General features: G+C 74.0%; 19 protein-coding genes. 6 read left to right on the forward strand and 13 right to left on the reverse strand.

Annotated features, from left to right (window positions below):
• Positions 1-121: 121 nt before the first annotated feature.
• From whiA to EF918_RS01750, 7 genes are all read right to left on the reverse strand, one after another.
• Positions 122-1,111, reverse strand: coding sequence for a DNA-binding protein WhiA (gene whiA / locus EF918_RS01720; protein WP_125639393.1), 990 nt, complete (start codon positions 1,109-1,111; stop codon positions 122-124).
• The gene (gene yvcK, locus EF918_RS01725; protein ID WP_125639397.1) at positions 1,102-2,154 is read right to left on the reverse strand and encodes a uridine diphosphate-N-acetylglucosamine-binding protein YvcK; all 1,053 of its coding nucleotides are present in this window, start codon (positions 2,152-2,154) and stop codon (positions 1,102-1,104) included. Before yvcK ends, whiA begins: the two co-directional genes overlap by 10 nt.
• On the reverse strand, positions 2,151-3,122 hold the full coding sequence (gene rapZ / locus EF918_RS01730) for an RNase adapter RapZ (protein ID WP_125639400.1): 972 nt from the start codon (positions 3,120-3,122) through the stop codon (positions 2,151-2,153). Before rapZ ends, yvcK begins: the two co-directional genes overlap by 4 nt.
• Entirely contained in the window at positions 3,119-5,167 is a 2,049-nt protein-coding gene (gene uvrC, locus EF918_RS01735) for an excinuclease ABC subunit UvrC (protein WP_125639403.1), read from the reverse strand. The genes rapZ and uvrC overlap by 4 nt, the downstream gene beginning before the upstream one ends.
• A gap of 165 nt (positions 5,168-5,332) precedes the next feature.
• Positions 5,333-6,193, reverse strand: a complete 861-nt coding sequence (locus EF918_RS38940; RefSeq protein ID WP_125639406.1) for a class I SAM-dependent methyltransferase — start codon at positions 6,191-6,193, stop codon at positions 5,333-5,335.
• Positions 6,194-6,259: 66 nt separating this feature from the next.
• The gene (locus EF918_RS01745; protein WP_185921552.1) at positions 6,260-6,892 is read right to left on the reverse strand and encodes a hypothetical protein; all 633 of its coding nucleotides are present in this window, start codon (positions 6,890-6,892) and stop codon (positions 6,260-6,262) included.
• Complete coding sequence (locus EF918_RS01750; RefSeq protein WP_125639409.1) at positions 6,889-7,071, reverse strand: hypothetical protein; 183 nt, start codon at positions 7,069-7,071, stop codon at positions 6,889-6,891. The genes EF918_RS01745 and EF918_RS01750 overlap by 4 nt, the downstream gene beginning before the upstream one ends.
• A 504-nt stretch (positions 7,072-7,575) precedes the next feature.
• On the opposite strand from EF918_RS01750, the gene fusA reads away from it, so the two are divergent.
• Positions 7,576-9,738, forward strand: a complete 2,163-nt coding sequence (fusA, locus tag EF918_RS01755; RefSeq protein ID WP_125639412.1) for an elongation factor G — start codon at positions 7,576-7,578, stop codon at positions 9,736-9,738.
• Positions 9,739-9,783: 45 nt separating this feature from the next.
• On the opposite strand, the gene EF918_RS01760 is transcribed toward fusA, so the two are convergent.
• Positions 9,784-10,158, reverse strand: coding sequence for a MerR family transcriptional regulator (locus EF918_RS01760; protein ID WP_125639415.1), 375 nt, complete (start codon positions 10,156-10,158; stop codon positions 9,784-9,786).
• 103 nt (positions 10,159-10,261) lie between these two features.
• Between EF918_RS01760 and EF918_RS01765 the strand changes: the two genes are divergently transcribed.
• A complete protein-coding gene (locus EF918_RS01765; protein WP_125639418.1) occupies positions 10,262-11,491 on the forward strand; it encodes an alkene reductase in 1,230 nt (409 codons plus the stop codon).
• A 79-nt stretch (positions 11,492-11,570) separates the two neighbouring features.
• Here the strand turns inward: EF918_RS01765 and EF918_RS01770 are convergent, their stop codons facing one another.
• Positions 11,571-12,806: an MFS transporter gene (locus EF918_RS01770; RefSeq protein ID WP_125639422.1), complete on the reverse strand. Its 1,236-nt coding sequence runs from the start codon at positions 12,804-12,806 to the stop codon at positions 11,571-11,573.
• A gap of 94 nt (positions 12,807-12,900) precedes the next feature.
• On the opposite strand from EF918_RS01770, the gene EF918_RS01775 reads away from it, so the two are divergent.
• Complete coding sequence (locus tag EF918_RS01775; protein WP_125639425.1) at positions 12,901-13,995, forward strand: ArsR family transcriptional regulator; 1,095 nt, start codon at positions 12,901-12,903, stop codon at positions 13,993-13,995.
• Here the strand turns inward: EF918_RS01775 and EF918_RS01780 are convergent.
• From EF918_RS01780 to EF918_RS01790, 3 genes are all read right to left on the reverse strand, one after another.
• A complete protein-coding gene (locus EF918_RS01780) occupies positions 13,990-14,853 on the reverse strand; it encodes an alpha/beta fold hydrolase (protein ID WP_125639428.1) in 864 nt (287 codons plus the stop codon). The genes EF918_RS01775 and EF918_RS01780 overlap by 6 nt on opposite strands.
• A gap of 116 nt (positions 14,854-14,969) precedes the next feature.
• The gene (locus EF918_RS01785; RefSeq protein WP_125639431.1) at positions 14,970-16,073 is read right to left on the reverse strand and encodes an amidohydrolase family protein; all 1,104 of its coding nucleotides are present in this window, start codon (positions 16,071-16,073) and stop codon (positions 14,970-14,972) included.
• A 113-nt stretch (positions 16,074-16,186) separates the two neighbouring features.
• Positions 16,187-17,479 (reverse strand): cytochrome P450, encoded by a 1,293-nt coding sequence (locus EF918_RS01790; protein ID WP_125639434.1) that lies wholly within the window; start codon positions 17,477-17,479, stop codon positions 16,187-16,189.
• A gap of 197 nt (positions 17,480-17,676) precedes the next feature.
• Here EF918_RS01790 and EF918_RS01795 point away from each other — a divergent pair, with 197 nt between their 5' ends.
• The 3 genes from EF918_RS01795 to EF918_RS01805 are packed head-to-tail and all read left to right on the forward strand — an operon-like array spanning position 17,677 to position 20,197.
• Positions 17,677-18,288 carry a hypothetical protein gene (locus tag EF918_RS01795; protein WP_125639437.1) on the forward strand — a complete coding sequence of 204 codons (612 nt, stop codon included), beginning with the start codon at positions 17,677-17,679 and terminating at the stop codon, positions 18,286-18,288.
• Positions 18,289-18,348: 60 nt separating this feature from the next.
• Entirely contained in the window at positions 18,349-19,215 is an 867-nt protein-coding gene (locus EF918_RS01800) for a hypothetical protein (RefSeq protein ID WP_125639440.1), read from the forward strand.
• A gap of 58 nt (positions 19,216-19,273) precedes the next feature.
• Entirely contained in the window at positions 19,274-20,197 is a 924-nt protein-coding gene (locus EF918_RS01805; protein WP_125639443.1) for a phosphotransferase, read from the forward strand.
• A 33-nt stretch (positions 20,198-20,230) separates the two neighbouring features.
• On the opposite strand, the gene EF918_RS01810 is transcribed toward EF918_RS01805, so the two are convergent.
• Entirely contained in the window at positions 20,231-20,908 is a 678-nt protein-coding gene (locus EF918_RS01810; RefSeq protein ID WP_125639447.1) for a M15 family metallopeptidase, read from the reverse strand.
• Positions 20,909-20,972: the final 64 nt, after the last annotated feature.

Raw genomic sequence — 20,972 nt, forward strand, 5'->3', positions numbered from 1 at the left:
TGCCGCGCCACGCGCTCGAAGGGCCCGTACGCGTGAGGCGTACGGGCCCTTCGGAGCAGTCGGCGGCGCGGCCCGCCGGGGCGGCCCGGCGGGCGGCCGGGGCCGGGGCCGGCCGGGGGCGTCAGCCGGCCAGGTTGTCCGCCATCTCCTCGGTGAGGTTGGACTCCGTCCCCGGGATGCCCAGGTCCTGCGCCCGCTTGTCGGCCATGGCCAGCAGGCGGCGGATCCGGCCGGCGACCGCGTCCTTGGTCAGCGGGGGGTCGGCCAGGGCGCCGAGCTCCTCCAGGGAGGCCTGCTTGTGCTCCATGCGCAGCCGGCCGGCGGCGGCGAGGTGCTCGGGCACCTCCTCCCCGAGGATCTCCAGGGCGCGCTGGACCCGGGCTCCGGCGGCCACGGCCGCGCGGGCGGACCGGCGCAGGTTGGCGTCGTCGAAGTTGGCCAGTCGGTTGGCGGTGGCGCGCACCTCGCGCCGCATCCGCCGCTCCTCCCACGCCAGCACCGACTCGTGGGCCCCCAGCCGCGTCAGCAGGGCGCCGATCGCGTCACCGTCACGGACGACGACCCGGTCGACCCCGCGCACCTCGCGGGCCTTGGCGGCGATCGAGAGCCTGCGGGCGGCGCCCACCAGGGCCAGGGCCGCCTCCGGTCCGGGGCAGGTGACCTCCAGGGAGGAGGACCGGCCCGGCTCGGTCAGCGAACCGTGGGCCAGGAAGGCGCCGCGCCAGGCTGCCTCGGCGTCGCACGTGGCCCCGGAGACCACCTGCGGCGGCAGGCCGCGGATGGGCCGGCCGCGGCCGTCGACCAGGCCTGTCTGGCGGGCGAGCTGGTCACCGCCGGCCACCACCCGGACGACGTAGCGGCTGCCGCGCCGCAGCCCGCCCGGGGCCATGACCACGAGGTCCGAGGAATGGCCGAAGATCTCCAGGATGTCCTTGCGCAGCCGGCGCGCGGCGATCCCGGTGTCCAGCTCCGCCTCGATGACGATCCGCCCGCTCACCAGGTGCAGGCCGCCGGCGAACCGGAGGATCGCCGAGACCTCTGCCTTCCGGCAGCAGGTCCGGGTGACGGGGAGCCGGGAGATCTCATCCTTCACCGCTGGCGTCATCGCCATGGGCCGATCCTTCCATGCATCCGAAAAATACGGTCGTACGCGGCGGCCAGCAGCTCCGGGTCGTGCTGGGGAGAACCGTCCTCCCTGGCCACCGGCGCCAGCTCGACCGCGGCACCGAACCGTTTGGCGGCATCGGCGAGGGACTCGCGGTCGGGTACGGCGGCCTGGTCGGCCAGCACCACGTCCAGGGCGAGTTTAGGGGCGTGTCGGGCCAAAACCTCCAAATGACGCTGCGGAGAGAAGCCCTCTGTTTCACCCGGCTGCGGCGCGAGGTTCAACGAGAGCACCCGGCGGGCCTTCGTCACCATCAGCGCGTCGAGCAGCTCCGGCACCAGCAGGTGCGGGATCACCGAGGAGAACCAGGAGCCCGGGCCGAGGACCACCCAGTCGGCGTCGAGGACCGCCTCGACCGCCTCCGGCACCGCCGGCGGGTCGGACGGGACGACGTGCACCGACTGCACCTCGCCCGGGGTCAGCGCCACCGTGGCCTGCCCGCGGACGGTGTCCACGTCGTGCGGCCGGGCCGGGTCGTGGCCCCGGACCAGCGCCTGGAGCTCCAGCGGGACGGCCGACATGGGCAGCACCCGGCCCTGTGCCCCGAGCAGCTTGCCGACCAGGTCCAGGGCCTGGACATGGTCGCCGAGCTGCTCCCACAGGGCCACGATCAGCAGGTTGCCGACCGCGTGCCCGTGCATCTCGCCCTGGGACTGGAAGCGGTGCTGGATCACCCGCGCCCAGGTCTGGCCCCAGTCGTCGTCCCCGCACAGCGCGGCCAGCGCCTTGCGCAGGTCGCCCGGCGGCAGGACGCCGAGCTCCTCGCGCAGCCGGCCGCTGGAGCCGCCGTCGTCCGCCACGGTGACCACGGCGGTCAGGTCACCGGTGATGCGCCGCAGGGCGGCGAGCGAGGCCGACAGGCCCCGTCCGCCGCCCAGGGCGACCACCTTGGGCTGCGCGCCCCGCCGGCGGGAGGTGCGGCCGAGGGCCTCGGCACGCGCCTCGGTCAGCCGGCGCAGGCGGCGCAGGCGCAGGCTCCGTCCGGTCACTCGCGCCCCATGTCCCGGTGGACGACGACGGTCTCGACTCCCTCGGAGGCGAGCCGGGCGGCGAGCTTCTCCGACACGGCCACGCTGCGGTGCTTGCCGCCGGTGCAGCCGACGGCGATGGTCACGTAGCGCTTGCCCTCGCGGCGGTAGCCGGCGGCGATGAGCTGGAGCAGCTCCGTGTAGCGGTCCAGGAACTCCTTGGCGCCGGGCTGGCTGAAGACGTAGCCCGACACCTCCTCGTTCAGGCCGGTGAAGGGGCGCAGCTCCGGGACCCAGTGCGGGTTCGGGATGAAGCGGCAGTCCACCACCAGGTCGGCGTCGACGGGCAGGCCGTACTTGTAGCCGAAGGACATGACGGTGGCGCGCAGCTCCGGCTCGGCGTCCCCGGCGAACTGGGCGTCCATCTTCGCGCGCAGCTCGTGCACGTTCAGGCTGGAGGTGTCGATCACCAGGTCGGCGTCGCCGCGCAGCTCGCGCAGCAGGTCGCGCTCGGCGGCGATGCCGTCGACGATCCGGCCGTCGCCCTGCAGCGGGTGCGGGCGGCGGACCGACTCGAAGCGGCGCACCAGGGCCTCGTCGGAGGACTCCAGGAACACCGTGCGCCGGGTGACGCCCTGGGTGTCGAGGGCGGCGAGGGACTCGCGCAGCGCGTCGAAGAACTGCCGGCCCCGGACGTCGACCACGACGGCGATGCGCGCCACGTTGCCCTGGGAACGGGCGCCGAGCTCCACCATGGTGGGGATCAGCGCCGGCGGCAGGTTGTCCACGACGAACCAGCCGAGGTCCTCCAGGCACTTCGCCGCGGTGCTGCGGCCCGCTCCGGACATGCCGGAGATGATCACCAGCTCGGGGATCGCGGCCTCGGCGACCTCGCCGGGCTCCCCTGTCGTGCCCGTACTCACCTGTGCTCCGTCTCCGTCGTGCGCGCCCGTACGGTCCGCGGCCTGCTGTGCTTCATGATCGGTCATCGTTCGGTCCCCCGTTCGGACATCGTTCCCGCGGGTGCGGGGGTCTCGTCCTCCATGATCTCTCCTGTGGCGGTGTTGACCGCAGGAGCCGCGGGGGCGGCCTGGGCGAGGGCCGCCGCCACGGCCTCGGCCGTCTTGCGGCCTATGCCGGGGACCTCGCAGATCTGGTCGATTGTCGCCTGCCGCAGCTTCTTCACCGAACCGAAGTGCTTGACGAGGGCCTGCTTGCGGCTCTCGCCCAGCCCCGGCACGTCGTCCAGCGGGCCCGTGCGCAGGCGCTTGCCGCGCTTGGCGCGCTGGTACTGGATGGCGAACCTGTGCGCTTCGTCACGCACCCGCTGCAGGAGGTACAGGCCCTCGCTGGTACGGGGCAGGACCACGGGGTCGTCCTCGCCGGGCAGCCAGACCTCCTCCAGCCGCTTGGCCAGGCCGCACACGGCCACGTCGTCGATGCCGAGCTCGTCCAGGGCCCGGCGGGCGGCGGCGACCTGCGGCCGGCCACCGTCGACGACGACGAGCTGCGGCGGGTAGGCGAAGCGTCGGGGCCGGCCGTCGTCGTTGCGCAGCGACTCCGGGCCGGCATCGGCCGGGGTGGGAGCCCCGGCATCGACCGGGCCCTCCTCGGGGATCCACTCCCCCGTCTTCTGCTTCTCCAGCAGATAGCGCCGGAAGCGCCGGGACACCACCTCGTGCATGGACCGTACGTCGTCCTGCCCGGCGAAGGACTTGATCTGGAAGCGCCGGTACTCGCTCTTGCGGGCCAGGCCGTCCTCGAAGACGACCATGGAGGCGACCACGTCGTCGCCCTGGAGGTGGGAGATGTCGAAGCACTCGATGCGCAGCGGCGCGCTGTCCAGCTCCAGGGCCTCGGCGATCTCCTCCAGCGCGCGGGAGCGGGTGGTGAGGTCGCTGGCGCGCTTGGTCTTGTGCAGGGCCAGGGACTGCTGCGCGTTGCGGTGGACGGTCTCCATCAGGGCCTTCTTGTCCCCGCGCTGGGGGATGCGCAGGCTCACCTGGGAGCCGCGGCGGCCGGCCAGCCACTCGGTGAGGGCGGGGGTGTCCTCGGGCAGCGCCGGGACCAGCACCTCCTTGGGCACGCTCTCGCCGCTCTCCTCGCCGTAGAGCTGCTGCAGGGCGTGCTCGACCAGACCCGCGGTGTCCACGGCCTCGACCTTGTCGGTGACCCAGCCGCGCTGGCCGCGGACCCGGCCGCCGCGCACGTGGAAGATCTGCACGGCGGCTTCGAGCTCGTCCTCGGCGACGGCGATGAGGTCGGCGTCGGTGGCGTCGGCGAGCACCACGGCGTTCTTCTCCATGGCCCGGCGCAGCGCCCCTATGTCGTCGCGCAGCCGGGCGGCCCGCTCGTACTCCATCTCCTCGGCCGCCTCGTGCATCTGCCGCTCCAGGCGGGAGAGGTACGCGCCGGTGCGGCCGGCCATGAAGTCGCAGAAGTCCTCGGCCAGTTCGCGGTGGTCCTCGGGGCTGATCCGGCCCACGCACGGCGCCGCGCACTTGCCGATGTAGCCGAGCAGGCAGGGCCGGCCGATCTGGGCGGAGCGCTTGAACACCCCGGCGGAGCAGGTGCGCACGGGGAAGACCCGCAGCATCAGGTCCACGGTCTCGCGGATGGCCCAGGCGTGGGCGTACGGGCCGAAGTAGCGCACGCCCTTCTTCTTGGGGCCGCGCATGACCTGGACGCGGGGGAACTGCTCGTTCAGCGTGACCGCGAGGGAGGGATAGCTCTTGTCGTCGCGGTACTTGACGTTGAAGCGGGGGTCGTACTCCTTGATCCAGGAGTACTCCAGCTGGAGGGCCTCCACCTCGGTGGAGACCACGGTCCACTCGACGGAGGCGGCCGTGGTCACCATCGTGGCGGTCCGGGGGTGCAGGCCGGCCAGGTCCTGGAAGTAGTTCGCCAGGCGCTGGCGCAGGCTCTTGGCCTTCCCCACGTAGATCACGCGGCGGTGCTCGTCACGGAACCGGTAGACCCCCGGGGAGTCGGGGATCTGGCCCGGCTGGGGGCGGTAGCTGGAAGGGTCGGCCATGCCTCCAACCCTACTGGCGGGGTCCGACACCGAACCCCCACCACCACCGCTGCGCGGGGCCTTTCCGTTCCCCGCCCTGGCCCACGACCGGGGCCCGGCCCCGGGCCCCCGGTCCGGGGTGTCCGCCCGGTGACCGGGGGCGTCCGGCGGGGCGCGACCCACGTGTCAGGGGCGGGTGGCGGCGCAGATGGTGTACCGCCAGGCCTCCTGGTGCCGGTACATCTCGACCCCGCTCATCGCGTTGACCAGGCGGTCCCCGCGCCCCAGGCCGCACGCCACGCTGTACGGCAGCAGACCGAGCTGCCAGAACGCCCGCAGCATGGGCAGGACCTTCGCGGTCGCGTCGTAGGCCGGCTCGACCAGGAAACCGGTCCGCGTCAGGAGCCGTTCCAGCTCGCCGTGGGTCATCGCGAGCATCCCGGGCATGCCCGACAGCGCGCACATCCGGCGCAGGGCGGACCGGGCGCGCGGTGACAGCTCGGCCTCCGGGGTGCTGGAGTACTCGAACATCACCAGCCGCCCGCCCGGCCGCAGGACACGGAAGAACTCGGCGAGGCCGCGCGCCGGATCGGGGGAGTGGACGAAGGACTCCATGGTGTAGGCGCCGTCGAACGAGCCGTCGGCGAACGGCAGGGCGTGGTAGTCGGCCCGCAGGAACCGGGTCCGGGCCCCCGGCCCGCCGGCCCGGGCCGACCGCTGCCGTGCAATGACCAGGTCCGGCTGGATCCCGTCGATGCCGGTGACGTACGCCCGGCCCGCCCGGGCGACCGTACGCGCCGTGTCCCCGACCCCGCAGCCGGCGTCGAGCACGGACGCCCCCGGCGCCAGGCCGAGCCTGCGCACGGCGACCAGTTCCATGCGGCGCATGGCCGCCGCGAACTCCCACGGCGCGTGGTGCGGCTCGTACCACCCGAAGTGGCGGGTCCGCCCCAGCAGGGCTGCGTAGCCGAACCGCGAGCCGAACGCCCGGTAGTACGGCAGGACGTGGCGGCGGTAGTGGGCTTCGGTGTCGGTCTGCTGGCTCATCTCGGCTGGCTCATCTCGGCGGCCCCCGGTCGCTTCCCCGGTACCAACGACCGGGGCCGCGCGAGGTCACTCCTCGGCGCGGGCGCGCTCCCTGACCGCCTCGGGGTACCGGGCCGTGAACTTCAGGGCCGCGACGATCGCCAGGATCGGGATGATCCAGCTGGTCCACGCGTTGTCCGGGTCGCGCAGCACCAGGTCGCCGTAGGCGCCCGCGGCGGCCGAGACCAGGAAGGCCAGGCCCCACACCGCCGTGATGACCCGGTTGGTGCGCAGGAAGAGGGGGGTGTTCCAGTAGACGGGGTCCACCTGTTCCTTGGCGTACTGGAGGGTGAACGGGACCCCGATCGCGATCGAGCCGAAGGCGATCACCGCGAGCGTGATGCTGGCGAGCTCTCCGGCGTAGGTCTCCAGCCAGCGCAGCGTACCGGCGCTCGCCAGGGCACCGACCACGGCGAGGACCGCGAAGAACACCACGTCGGCGATCTCCAGCAGCTTCCACGAGCTGCCCCGGTGCACCACCCGGCCCGCCACGACCAGCACGACGGCGCACGCCAGGGCCAGACCCACCGCCAGCTCGAACCGGCCGGGGCCGACGAGCAGCGAGAAGAGGATCCACGGCGCCATGCCGACGACCGGATTCTCCAGCAGTTCGGTCAGCCGGCCCTTGGCGGGTTCGCCGTGCGGTTGCTCGCCGCTCATCGCTGCTGCACCACCGACAGCACATGGCCGGCCGGGTTCGTGAACCAGGCGATCGCCGTGCCCGGCGCGTCCACGGCCCGGTCCACGGAGAAAACCCTCGCCCGCTCGATGCTGTCGACCGAGTAGCTGCTGAATGCCTTGCTCTCGCCCAGCATGATGGCGGCCCTCCGTTCGCCCACCCACCCCCATTCTCCTCCCGATCGCCGCCCCCTGCCATCAGGGCCGCCGCACGGGCAGGGGCCGCAGGGCCGGCATGCGGCCGGGCAGCTCGGCCGCGAGCGGGGGGAGGGCCGCGTTAAATGGCGTGCCGTGGCGTCTGCGCCTTCCTACACTCGCATCGCACGCCACCACCGTGGCGTCACGTCACACACGGAGAGGGGACCAGGTCATGTGCCGTCAGCGCACCGTCGCCCTCGTTCCCCGTGCCCGGTACGACGTGATCCCGGTGTCCCGTGCCGCGCGGTGCCTGCTGCGCGGCCGGCACCGTACGCCCGTGACGTGACCCCTCTGCGAGGAGGTCAGGGTCCGGGCCCGGGTCCTGGGTGATCCCTGCCCGTCCGCCCCCCAGGGGCGCGGCGCGGCGACCCCACGCCCCTGCCCTCGCCCCTTGAACCCTCCCGTCGCTCGCCACGTCCGGGAATCGCGCAGCCCCTTTCCCGTAGAGCAACCGAAAGGCCCGGGCCATGCGCACCGACCGGCGAACCCCTGCCCCTTCCTCCCGTTCCGACCTCACCGCCGTCCGTAACCTCGGCATCCTCGCCCACGTCGACGCCGGCAAGACGACCGTCACCGAGCGGATCCTCTTCGCGACCGGCGCCGTGCACAAGCGGGGCGAGGTCCACGAGGGCACCACCGTCACCGACTTCGACGCCCAGGAGCGCGACCGTGGCATCACCATCTTCGCGGCGGCCGTCAGTTGTGCCTGGGACGGCCACCGGATCAACCTGATCGACACCCCGGGGCACGTCGACTTCGCGGACGAGGTCGAGCGGTCGCTGCGCGTCCTGGACGGTGCGGTCGCCGTGTTCGACGCCGTCGCCGGGGTCGAGCCGCAGAGCGAGTCGGTGTGGCGGCAGGCGCAGAGGTACGGCGTCCCGCGCATCGCGTTCGTCAACAAGCTCGACCGCGCGGGCGCCGACCTCGACACCGCCGTCGCCTCCCTGCGGGACCGGCTCGGCGCCGTGCCCCTGGTGACCCAGCTGCCGATCGGCGTCGAGGACGGCTTCACGGGCGTCGTCGACCTCGTCCGGATGCGGGCGCTGCACTGGCCCGCGGACGCCACCGCGTACGAGGCCGGCGAGGTGCCCGCCGAGCTGCGCGAGGAGACCCGTCGGCGGCGGCGCCTGCTGGAGGAGACCGCCGCCGAGCTCCACCCGACCGCCCTGGAGGAGTTCTGCGCCGCCGGCGCCCTCACCGACGAGACCCTCGCGCTCGCCCTGCGCGAGGTCACCCTCGACGGCTCGGGCACGGTCGTGCTGTGCGGCTCGGCCTACCGCAACCGCGGGGTCGAACCGCTGCTGGACGCCGTCCTCGCGTATCTGCCCTCGCCCGCCGACAAGCCCCCCGTCCGGGGCGTCGCGGCGGGCACGGGCACGGGCACGAGCCACGGCGGTGAGGGCGAGGACGGGCTCGAACGTGCGGCCGATCCCGGTGCGCCGCTCGCCGCCCTGGCCTTCAAGGTGGCCGCAACGGCCACCGGACGGCTGACCTACCTGCGCCTCTACTCGGGAACCCTGCGGAAGGGGGACACCGTGCTCGACGTCGGCACCGGCCGCACCGAGCGGATCGCCCGGATCCTGCGCGTCCAGGCGGACCGGCACACCGAGCTGGACCAGGCCCGCGCCGGCGACATCGTCGCCGTCGTCGGGCTCAAGACGGCCCGGGCCGGGACGACCCTGTGCGCGCCGCAGGCGCCGCTGCTCCTCGAACCGCCCGTCACCGCCGTACCCGTGGTGTCGGTCGCGGTCGAGGCACGCCGCAGCACCGACACCGGACGGCTCGCCGCCGCCCTGGCACGACTGGTCGAGGAGGACCCCTCGCTCGTCGTGCGCAGCGACCCCGAGACCGGCCAGACCGTGCTCTCGGGGATGGGCGAACTCCATCTGGAGGTGGCCGTGGAGAAGATCCGCCGCGACCACCGCCTGGAGGTCACCGTGGGCCGGCCGCAGGTCTCCTACCGGGAGACCGTGGTCCGCGGCGTCACGGGCCTGGTCCACCGGCACGTCAAACAGGACGGTGGCTCGGGCCAGTTCGCCCATGTCGTCATCGATCTCGAACCTTGGGGGGACGGCGAAGGCGAAGGCCGGGACGGGGCCGAAGTCGGGCGCGACGGTGGTGTGTTCGCGTTCCGGTCGACCGTGGTCGGCGGGCGGGTCCCGCAGGAGTTCGTCCGCGCGGTCGAGGCCGGCTGCCGGGACGCGCTCGCCGACGGTCCGCTGGGCGGGCACCCGGTGACGGGCCTACGGGTCACGCTCACCGACGGGTCCACCCATGTGAAGGACTCCTCGGAGGTGGCGTTCCGCACGGCGGGCCGGGCCGCGCTGCGGGCCGCCCTCCGGGCGAGCACGATGGCGCTGCTGGAGCCCGTGGTCGAGGTCGTGGTCACGGTCCCCGAGGACGCGGTCGGCACGGTCCTCGGTGACCTCGCCGCCCGCCGGGGCCGGGTCGCCGGCTCCACCAGCCGGTCCGGTACGGCGGCGGTGACCGCGGTCGTCCCGCTGGCCGAGCTGTTCGGCTACGCGTCCGGCCTGCGCAGCCGCACCCAGGGCCGCGGCACGTTCACCACCCGTCCGGCAGGCCTGGCCCCCGTACCGACCCCGGTGGCCACCAAGGTCCTGTCCGGCTGACCGGCCGCCGGCTGACCGGGCGTGGACCTCGCGGTCCGCGTCCGGTCAGGCCGCGTCCGACCTCGGCCGGGCCGCCATGTCGATGGCCTCGTCCAGGACCTCCCGGGACAGGACGAGGTCCGCGATCAGGCGGTCGATCCGTTCCCGTTCGTGCCGCAGTTCGGCGACGAGCTTGCCGGTGGCCCGTTCCGACGGGCCACCGTCGGCGTCCCGCATGCACGGCAGCAGCTCGGCGATCTTCGCGCTGTTCAGGCCGGCGGCGTACAGTGCCTGGATCCGGATCACCCGGTCCACCGCCCACGGCCCGAACGCGCGGTGGCCGCCCGCGGTGCGCTCGGCCGTGAGCAGGCCCTGCTGCTCGTAGTAGCGCAGCGACCGCTCGCTCACGCCCGTCCGTTCGGCCAGTTCCCCGATCCGCATGACCGCATCCTCCCCGTCCTGGTCGGTCCGACCGACCGCCCGCCGGGGCCGACGGCCTCGCGGACTTGAACCTGACACCGGTGTCAGTTCCTACGGTACGGCCATGACATCGACGACCAAGACCCCCGGCCTCTTCCTCCCCACCTCCCTCGGCCCGCTCCCGCTGGCCAACCGTCTGGTCATGGCCCCGCTCAGCCGCAACCGGGCCGGGGCCGACGGCGTCCCCGGGGAGCTGATGACCACGTACTACGTCCAGCGTGCATCGGCCGGCCTCATCATCGCCGAGGGCACGACACCGAACCCGGTCGGGCAGACCTTCCCGAACATCCCCGCGATCCACACCCCGGCCCACGTGGCGGGCTGGCGGCAGGTCACCGACGCCGTGCGTGCGGCCGGCGGTGCGATGTTCCTCCAGCTCCAGCACGGCGGCCGGGTCAGCCACCCCCGCACCAGCGGACTGACCCCGGTGGCGCCGTCCGCGATCCCGCTGCCCGACACCATCCACACCCCCGACGGCCGCGTACCGGCCGTCGTGCCCCGCGAGATGACCCTCCAGGACATCCGCTCCACCGTGGCCGACTTCGCCCGGGCGGCCCGCAACGCGGTCGCGGCCGGCTTCGCCGGGGTCGAGGTGCACGCGGCCAACGGCATGCTCCTCCACCAGTTCATGGCGGCCAACACCAACCGTCGTACCGACGCCTACGGAGGGACGGTCGCCGGCCGAGTCCGCTTCGCGGTCGAGGTCACCCGGGCGGTGGCCGAGGCGATCGGTCCCGAGCGCGTGGGTCTGCGCATCTCCCCGGCCAACACCGTCAACGGCATCCAGGAGGGCGACGAGACCCCGCACCTCTACGCCGCCCTGCTCGCCGCCCTGGCCGATTCCGAACTCGCCTACCTGCACCTGGAGTTCGCCGACCCCGCCGACCCGCTCTTCGCCCGGCTCCGGGCGGACTGGCCGGGCACGCTGATGGCCAACCCGGCCCTGGGCTGGCCGGCCCCGCTGCCCGCCGACGGCGGACTGGCTGCCGGGGAAAGGCTGTTGGCCGCCGGAGCCGATCTGGTCGCCCTGGGCCGTGGCTTCCTCGCCAATCCCGACCTGGTCGAGCGGCTGCGCACCGGCGCCCCGCTCAACCCCGTCCGGGAGGCGTACACGATGTACGTGGGAGGGGCGACGGGCTACACCGACTACCCCACGCTGGCCGAGGCTTCGGCCGACGGCTCGGCGGTTGCCCCGGTCGACGCCCCGGCGGTCACCTCGGCCGTCACCTCGGCCGTCCCCTCGGCGACGACCCGGCGGGCGGCCGAGGCCATCGCCGGACCGGTCTCCCGGTAGTAGCCCGGTTCTGGCTGCTGAGCCGGCCGTCCGGGCCGACTTCGTGCCCGTCGTACGGGCCGTCCGAGGCAGCCGGTGGTCAGCGTGCAGCGGATGGCCCGTCGGCGGTCGCGGCCGCCGTCCGGGGCCGGCGGTCCGGGTCGGCCGGGTGGCGCCGGGGCAGCAGGTGGCGGGCCAGGGCCACCGCGGCGAGCAGCGCGACCAGGGCGCAGACCGCCGGCCAGCCGTACGCGGTGTGGGCCCGGACCCCCAGCCAGGAGCCGACGGTGCCGCCCAGGTAGGCGCACGTCATGTACGCGGTGTTGAGCCGGCTGCGGGCGTCCGGGCGCAGGGCGTACACCCGGGCGAGGTTGGCGACCATGCCGCACTGCATGGCGACGTCGAGCAGGAGCGTGCCCGCGGTCAGTCCGGCCAGGCCCCGCACGCCGCCCCCGGCGCCCACCAGCAGGACCGCGGCGGAGGCGACGATGCCGAGCAGCGAGACCAGGTTGACCGGGTCGGGCCCGTGCCGGTCCACGAGGCGGCCGGCGTAGGGCGTGCAGACCAGGGTGACGGCGCCGACCAGCGCCAGCAGCCCGACGGCCTCGGCCCCCAGCCCGTACAGCGGCCCGGTCAGCAGCAGGGCCACGCTGGTCCAGGCGGCCGAGAACCCGCCGAAGGCGGCGGCCTGGTAGAGGCAGGAGCGGCGCAGCTCGGGCTCGGCGCGCAGCAGGTGCAGCGGTTCGCACAGGAAGGCGGCGTAGGGGCGGCGGACGGCGGCGGCGGACGGGGTGGTGACGGGCACCACGAGGGCCATCACCGCCGCCAGCCCCAGTGCGACGACCGCGGCGACCAGGTAGGGCGCCCGCCAGCCGAGCCGTTCGCCGAGCGTCCCGCTGAACGTACGGGCCAGCAGCATGCCCCCGGTGGAGCCGCTGAGCAGGGTGCCGAGCACCGCCCCGCGCCGGTCGGGCGCGACCAGGCCGGCCGCGAGCGGGCCGATGATCTGCGCGGCCACCGTGGTCAGCCCGACCAGGGCGCTCGCGGCGACCAGCGGCGGGAGGGACGGGGCGCAGCCGGCGCCCAGCAGGGCCAGGCCGGTCAGGGTGAGCAGGACGACCAGGAGCGTGCGGTGCGGGAAGCGGTCGCCGAGCGGGACCAGCAGCACCATCCCGACGGTGTAGCCGATCTGCGTGGCCGTCACCACCAGGGTGGCCGTGCCGGGGGACACGCCGAGCCCCGTGGCGATCAGCGGGCCGACGGCCTGCGGGAAGTAGAGGTTGCCCACGGCGACACCGCAGGTCAGGGCCAGGAGCAGGACCAGCCGTCGGCTCATGCCACCGCCCGGGGCCGGGCACAGGTGCGGGGAGTCATGCGTCCCAGTCCACGGCACGGCCAGGGCCCTGCCAAAGGATGTAGCGTAGGGCTTAATGATCAGCTTCGAGCTCGGGGTCGAGGATCTCGCCCAGACGCGGTTCGCGGTGTCTCCCCTGGGGGAGACCGTGCTGAGCCTGCGGGTGCTGCGGGACCCGGGACTGTCCGCCCTGCACCTGCCGTGGCGCAGGACCGTACGGGCCCGCGTCGCCGAGGCGGGGCTGGACACCGGGCTGCTGATGTCGGTCGTGGCCGGGCGGCTGACCCTTCCCGACTTCCTCACGCCCCGGCCGACCGCCTTCGAGTCGCCGTTCGAGGACGAGCTGGACGTGGTCCGCCGGACCCCGCCCGAGCGGGTCCGCCGCGACCTGCTGGCCGCCCATGCCCCGGACCCGCTCCCGGCGCCCTTGCGGGCGGCGGCGCACCCCGGGGCCCCGGCCGGGGTCGTCGCCGGGGCCGGGGCAGGCGCCCGGGACGGAGCCGTCGCCGCGCTCAGGGACTCCCTCTGCGCAGTGCTGCACCGCTACTGGGAGATCGCCGTCCGGCCGTACTGGCCGCAGATCCGGCTCGTGGCCGAGGCCGACATGACCTACCGGGCGCGGCAGCTCGCCCGGGGCGGGGCCGGGCTGCTCTTCGCGGACATCCATCCCAGTCTGCGCTGGCAGGAGGGGGTGCTGCACATCCACAAGATGCTCAGCACGCACCGGGTCCGCGCCTCCGGCCAGGGCCTGCTGCTCGTCCCGTCCGTCTTCGCCCACAAGCCGGCCCCTCCCGTCGACCCGGAGGAACCGCCCTCGCTGCTCTACCCCTGCCGGGGCGTGGCCACGCTGTGGGCGCCACTGCCGGGCCCGGGGGGCGACGCCCCGGCGGGAGCGGCAAGGGCCCTGGTCCCGCTCCTCGGCGCGCCCCGGGCCCGGCTGCTCGGCCTCCTGGCGGAACCCCTCGCCACCATCGAACTGGCCCGCCGTCTGCGGGTCACCCCGAGCGCCGTCTCCCAGCACCTGCGCGTCCTGCACGCCGCCGGTCTGCTCACCCGCGCCCGCCAGGGACGGCAGGTCCTCTACCGGCGCAGCCCGCTGGGCGACCAGCTCGCCCGCGGCGGCGCTCCCCCGACCGGCGCGGGAGCGCCCACCGTGCCGCTCAGCTCATGACCCGGCCGGCAGGAGAGCGGCGACCTCGGCCAGGACCCGGGCGGCCGGGGCCGGGTCGACCAGCCACTTCAGGTGGCTGCCGGGGAGCGTGCGTACGTCGAAGGGGTTCTCCGGCGTCAGCGCGTCCCCCTCGCGGATCATCCGGTCCTGCACGGCGAGCGGGATGCTGGCGTCCTCGGTCAGCCGGACGTACGTCTTGGGGATCACGCCCCAAGTGGCGGCCTGGGCACGGTCGTCCGGGGTGCCGACATCGAGGTTCTCGTCGGGCTGCAGGGCGTTGAGGAAGACCATGAACTCCTCGTCGGTCCCGTCGGCGAGGAAGGCCGCCTTGAAGGCCGCGAGCGCGGCGGGGTCGGCGGTACGGAAGTTGGACCGCAGCAGACCGAGTTCGAGCGGGTTGCCCACCAGCGCCGCGGCCAGCCGCGTGGGGTCAATCGTGGCCATCTCGGGCGAGGCGTAGTAGCCGCTGACGTCGAGGTCGACCGGGCACCAGGCGGAGACGTAGACGATGCGGTCGATCAGGTCGGGCCGCTGGTTGGCCACGACGGTGGCCGTCAGGCCGCCGCGGCTGTGCGCGACGAGGATGACGGGCCCGTTCCGCCTGGCCCGCTCCAGGATCCCGATCAGGTGCGCGGCGTTGTCGGCGAGCGTGACCCCTTTCATGACCCCAGGGGTGGCGGCGAGCTCACCGAGGTCCTGGGGCGCCTGGTACGCGCGCGGGTACGTCGCGGCGAACCCGTGACCCGGCAGGTCGACCGCGACCGAACGGTGTCCGAGGAGGCCGAGTTCGGCCTGGAGCGGTGCGAAGGAGAAGGAGCTTGCGAAGGCGCCGTGAACCAGGACGAACGTCGGATGCATCTGTCTGCACTCACTTTCTGCAACTGTCTGATCATTCACCCTAATGAGTGAATGATCATCTGCGCCATCCCCGGAGCCGGGCGGGGGCGGTGCAGGCGCAGGTGCAGGAGGGCAGGTCAGACCGTGGCGAGCTGGGGGATCAACCGGAGGGCGTTGTCCCGGTAGACACCGCGCAGTTGGGCCGGGGTGAACGAGGGGTCGGCGTCCAGCGCGGGCAGCGCCAGCTCGGTGACCGTGTCCGGCGGCGCGGCCGGGAAGTCCGTGCCGAACAGGACGTGGTCCGCCGGCACATGGGCCAGCAGCGTCGCCGCCGGGGCCATCGGGCCGGCCGTGTCGTAGTAGAAGCGTCCGAGGTGGTCGCGGACCGCGGCGGCCTCGACCGGCGGCTGGCAGAACTGCCCCAGCGCCTCCAGCCGGTTGGCGATGTACGGCAGGAAGCCGCCGGCGTGCGGGAGGATCACGGAGAGGTCCGGGAAGCGGTCCAGGGTCCGGTTCCGGATCATGTTGATCGCGGCCCGGGTGGTGTCCAGCAGGAAGTCGCACAGGAAGTTCGGGACACCGGTCACCGTACTCCGCATCCCGGACTGCCCCGGCTGTCCCGATTGCCCCGGCTGTCCGGCCGCCGCACCGTCGGGGAGGTTGTGCGGATGGGTGTCCACCACGGCGCGGGCCTCGTTCAGCTCGGCGAACACCTTGTCGTACGCCGGGTCGCCGAGGTAGACGCCGCCGTAATTGGCCGTCAGGTTGACGCCGACCGCCCCGAGTTGGCCGAGCCCGCGGCGCACAGCCCAGGACGAGGCCTCCAGGTCGTCCAGGAACAGCGGCACGTAGAACGAGAACCGCCCCGGGTGCGACGCCGCTACCTCGACCATCGACTGGAGCGTGAGGGTGATCGCCTCGCGCAGCTGCGCGGTCGAACGGTAGCGGGCCGGCAGCATCGGCTTGAGCACGGCCGTCGCCACCCCCGCCCGGTCCATGAACCGCACCGAGGCGTCGGCGTCGAGCTTCGCCCACGGCGGGAGCTGCTCCGGGCGGATCAGCTCGTGCCGCTCGGCCCACTCGCGCCACTCGGGGGCGCAGTAGTGGTGGTGCATGTCGATCTTCGACTGGCCGCCGTGCACCTCCTCCCGTACGCCGTGGACGAGTTCACCGGTGATCTCCAGCTCTTCGCCGGCCGTTCCCAGCAGGCGCACTCCCGGGGTGCCCGCAGAATCCTGCATGCCAATCCACCGCCCGTCGGATCTGGTTGTCGGTCAGGCCGTCGCTCTGGACGTCGCTCATCGCTCTGGACGTCGCTCGGGACATGGGCGCGGGACGGCTGCGCGCGGAACGGCTACACCCGGGACGCGGCGGTCACGGGAACCTCCTCGGCGCCCCCGCGCCCGGGCTCCATCACCACCGGGAGCCGTTCCAGGCCGCGGAACGCCGCCACCGGCCCCTTCAGCCAGGCCCCCGCGCTCTCCTCGGGGTCGGCCAGCGCGAGCCGCGGGAAGTCCCGCAGCAGGCGGCCCAGCGCGATCTCCAGCTCCAGACGCGCCAGCGGCGCGCCCAGGCAGTAGTGGGTGCCGTGGCCGAAGCCCAGGTGGGTGCTCTGGATGCCCTCCCGGGTCACGTCCAGCTCGTCCGGGGAGTCGAACCGCTGCGGGTCCCGGTTGGCCGCGGAGATGGCGATCTGGACGAGCGCACCCTTGGGGATGACCGTCCCCCGGATCTCGGCCTCCTCGGCGGCGTAGCGGAACGTCGACGTCTCCACCGAGCCCTCGAACCGCACGATCTCCTCCACCGCGCCCGGGATCAGGTGCGGTGCGCGACGCAGCAGCTCCAGCTGCTCGGGGCGGTTCAGCAGGTGCAGGACCGAGTTCCCGATCTGGTACGCCGTGGTCTTGTGCCCCGCGAAGAACAGCACCCACAGCGAGGCCACCAGCTCGCCGTCGTCCAGGCCGTCCTCCGCCCGCACCAGGTCGCTGAGGAAGGAGTCCGACGGGTGGTCCCGCGTCTCCTGCACCAGCCGGCCCAGCCGGTTCTGCAACCAGGCCTCGGCGGCGTGCAGTTCGGCCTTCTTCGACGGGTCGAACCGGGACCGCGTCACCACCCCGAACTGCTCCAGGATCTCCGGCCGGTCCGCCTCCCGGATCCCCATCAGCTCGCACAGCACCGCGATCGGGAGCGGGAAGGCGAAGGAAGACATCAGGTCCACGTGGTTGTGCTCGCGGCAGGCGGCCAGCAGCGCCTCGGTGATCTCGGTGATCCGGCCGCGCATCCCCTCCACCCGTCGCGGGCTGAAGGCACCGCGCAGGGTGCGGCGCAGCCGGGTGTGCCGGGGCGGGTCGGAGAAGAGGACGTTGTCGTCGAGGGCGTCGAAGAAGCTGCCGTAGACGGCGTGGTAGGTGTCGAGCGCGCCCCGCATGTCCTTGCTGAACCGGGGGTCGGACAGGGCGTCCCGGGCGTCGTCGTACCGGGTGATCAGGTACGTCTCCACGCCGTGCGGCGGCGTCAGCCGGCACACCGGGTCCTGCTCGCGCAGCGCCGCGTAGGCCGGGTGCGGGCAGGTGCGCCACTCCGGCGCGCCCCTGGACACCGCCGCCACCATCTCGTGCAGCGCCGAGTTCTCCTGCGCCTGCGCCATGTTCCGCACCCTCCGTGTCACTCGCGGGACCCCGGGGTCCTCGCGCTCTACGGGGGACACGGGTTCCCCGGCGGGTCCGGCCGCGAAACGGGCCGTCCGCCAACCGGCGGACGGCCATCCGGTCCGCCGTGTGGCGGCGGGCGGGGACCGGGGCGAGGCTGCTGGGGCAGCCGCCGCCCCCCACCGAGGAGTCCGCCATGTCCGTAGCGTCCGTCGTTTCCGCCCTGACCGGAGCGGTCACCCGAGGCGCCGTACCGCGCCGGGTCGCCCTGGCCCTGACCCTGACGGCCGCCGTCACGCTGCCCTCCGCCGTGGCGGCCCCCACGGCGGCGGGCGCGGACAACGCCACGACGGCGGCCCAACGCGCCGCGGTCTACCGGGCCACCGCCCGCTACCTCCGGCACGCCGACGGGGTGAAGGCCGGCTACGTCCCCGACAAGTACTGCGTGGAACGCGCGGGTCAGGGCGCCCTGGGCTACCCGCACTTCAACCACGCCCTGGACAACTCGCTCGACCCGGCCAAGCCCGCCGCCCTCTTCTACGAGGACGACGGCCGGGGCGGCAAGCGCCTGGTCGGGGTCCAGTGGCTGGTCTACGACCGGGACCAGGACCTGACCACGACCGACGACCGCCCGAGCCTGTTCGGCACCCCGTTCAAGGGCCCCCAGCGCGGCAACTTCCCGGGCCAGCCGATCCACTACGCACTGCACCTGTGGCTCTGGAAGAAGAACCCCAAGGGCGTGTACGAGACCTTCAACACGGCCGTCCGCTGCCTCCCCGGCACGACCCGCCCGAAGCCGCAGGTGTGACGGACGGCGTGCGCCGTGGAGGGGCGGGCGCTGTCGCCCGGTTGACGTAACGTTCGCTCCATGAGCACGCCTCCTCCGCCGTCGCAGCCCCCGCACGCCCCCGGCCCGTACGCCCCGCACCAGACCGGCCGGCCGCATCCGTACGGCGCCCAGCCCCACGGCGGACCCCAGCCGTACGCCGCCTACCCGCCGCAGCAGCAGCCGTACCCCGCCCCGACCGGCTGGGGCCCGCCCCCGATGGGGCCGCCGCAGCGCAACCGGACGGGCCTGGTCGTGGGCATCGTCGCCGCCGTGGCGGCGGGCCTGCTGGCCGCGGGGTTCGTCGTGGCGAACCTGGGCGGCTCCGGCAGCGGCTCGGGCGGCGCCACCGGTCCGGCCGACTCCACCGCCTCCGACTTCCCCGAGGCCAAGTACCGCCTGACCGTGCCGAAGACCCTGCTGGGCGGCACGTACGCCCTGGACCAGGACCTGTCGCAGACCAAGGGCAAGGAGGCCCTCGACGGCGCGTACGACCCGAAGATCCGCGACCCGAAGCCCGCGGTCGGCCAGTACTCGTCCACCTCCCCGACGGAGAAGGGCGCCCTGGTGATCTCCGGCATGTACGGCCGGTTCAAGGACCCGGCGGGAGCCCGGCAGAAGATGCTCGCCGGCGCCGCACAGAGCGACGGCGCGACCGTGGCGGTCCCCCCGAAGGACATCACCCCCGCCGGCGCCGAGGTCACCGTGTCCTGCCAGGTGCTCACCACCACGGAACAGGGCGTGAAGGTCACCCTCCCCATGTGCGCCTGGGCGGACGGCAACACGGGCGCCTCGGTCGCGATGGTGACGGAGAAGACCTCCCGCCAGTCCCCGACGACGATCGACCTCGACGCGATGGCCACCACCACCCTGAAGGTCCGCACAGAAACCCGCCAGCCCCTGGGCTGACCGGCCGGCCCGCCAATTGCGTTGCACCCGGCCCGGTGCAGTGCCTAGCGTCCGGTGCATGTTGCCTGCCGTCGTGAGTGATGAGGACGGGGACGCGGTCGTCCCGGACGAGGCCGTGCTGCGGGTCGGGGCCGAGGGGATCTGCGGGCGGCTCGGGCTGGGCGGGGTGCCGTTGGTGCGGTTCGAGGCGGGGTCGGTGCCCGTGTACGCGGTGGGGGAGGGGCACGTGCTCAAGCTGTTCCCCGCGACCTCCGCCGAGGACGCCGTCACCGAGGGGCGGGTGCTGGGGTACCTGCAGGGGCGGCTGCCCGTGCCGACGCCGCGCCTGTACGCGTGCGGGCCCTGCGGGAACGGATGGCAGTACGTCCTCATGTCCCGACTCCGCGGCGACGGCCTCGCCGAGGTCTGGGAGCGGCTGCCGCAGGCCGGGCGTGAGGGGATCGTCACCGAGGTCGGCGAGGCGCTCGCCGCGTTGCACGCGCTCGATGCGACCCCGTTGGACGGACTCCTCGGCCCCGGGGACTGGGGCGCGTTCCTCGACCGGCAGCGCGGCGGAGCCGTGGCGCGCCAGCGCGAGCGCGGGCTGGGTGAGGGCTGGCTGGAGCAGATCCCCGAGTTCCTGGACTCCGTGGCGCTGCCGCGCGACCCCGCCCGGGTCCTGCTGCACACCGAGGTGATGCGCGAGCACCTCCTCGTCGAGCCGGACGGCCGACGCCTGTCCGGGCTCTTCGACTTCGAACCGGCCATGATCGGCGACCCGGCCTACGACTTCGTCGCCGTGGGCCTGTTCGTCACGCGCGGCGACCCCCGGCTGATGGGCCGGCTGAGCGCGGCGTACGGACGCCGCTTCGACCCCGAGCTGCTCCTCGCGTACACGCTGCTGCACGTGTACAGCAACCTGCCCTGGTACATGCGGGAGTTGGGCACCCCGGCCGACGGCACCCTGGCCTCCCTCGCCCGGGCGTGGTTCGGCACGCAGTGAGCCGGGCCGGGTACCGGCCGCCCGGGCCGCCGTTCAGTGGCCGGTGGCCGAGAAGTGCTGGTAGTCGCGGTTGGCCCAGCGGCCTCCCCAGTACCAGCCGACCTCGCGGAACGCCCGGAGCACCGCATCGCCCGGGTGGATCTGGCCGGCGCCGTCGTCGGCGCGGGTGAGGTGCGTACGCCCGTTCGGGGGATGGACGGTGCCGCGGACGTCGACGTACGGGTTCTCGACCGGGTTGATGTCCACGGCGTCGCCCCAGGCGTGCCGGGACACCCACCGGGGGTCGCCGGTGACCCGTCGGCAGTTGAACGCGGAGGTGTTGTCGTCGGCCATGGCCCGGGCGTCGTCCCCGTCGTACGCGGCCATGACCCGCATCCGGCGGATCGGGAACCGTGCCTCCAGGGCCCGTTCGAAGACGTGCAGCAGCGGGCCCACGGCATCCTCGTGCACGACCAGCTCGCCCCGGTGAACGGTCCCGTCGAAGCCCCAGTGGTTCATCCGGATGAGCCGTAGCCGCTCGGGCACCACGGGGCAGCCGGGCCGGTAGGTGCCCGTCAGCTTCTCGGCCGGAACGGACGTCACCCGGGCCGAGAGACCCGGCGTGGGCGGCGGGGGGTCCCGGAACCGCGTCTCGTCGGTCTGCGCGGCGCAGGACAGCGCCGCCGCGCACAGGGCCGCCGCCACGGCGGCGGCTACGGGGGTGCGGCGCACGGACCCACCGTACGGCGCCCCTGGACACCCGGCATGCCGGACCTGCGGGCGGGGGCCGCGGGAG

Origin of the sequence: Streptomyces sp. WAC06614, from assembly GCF_003949795.1 — a bacterium.
GTDB lineage: Bacteria > Actinomycetota > Actinomycetes > Streptomycetales > Streptomycetaceae > Streptomyces.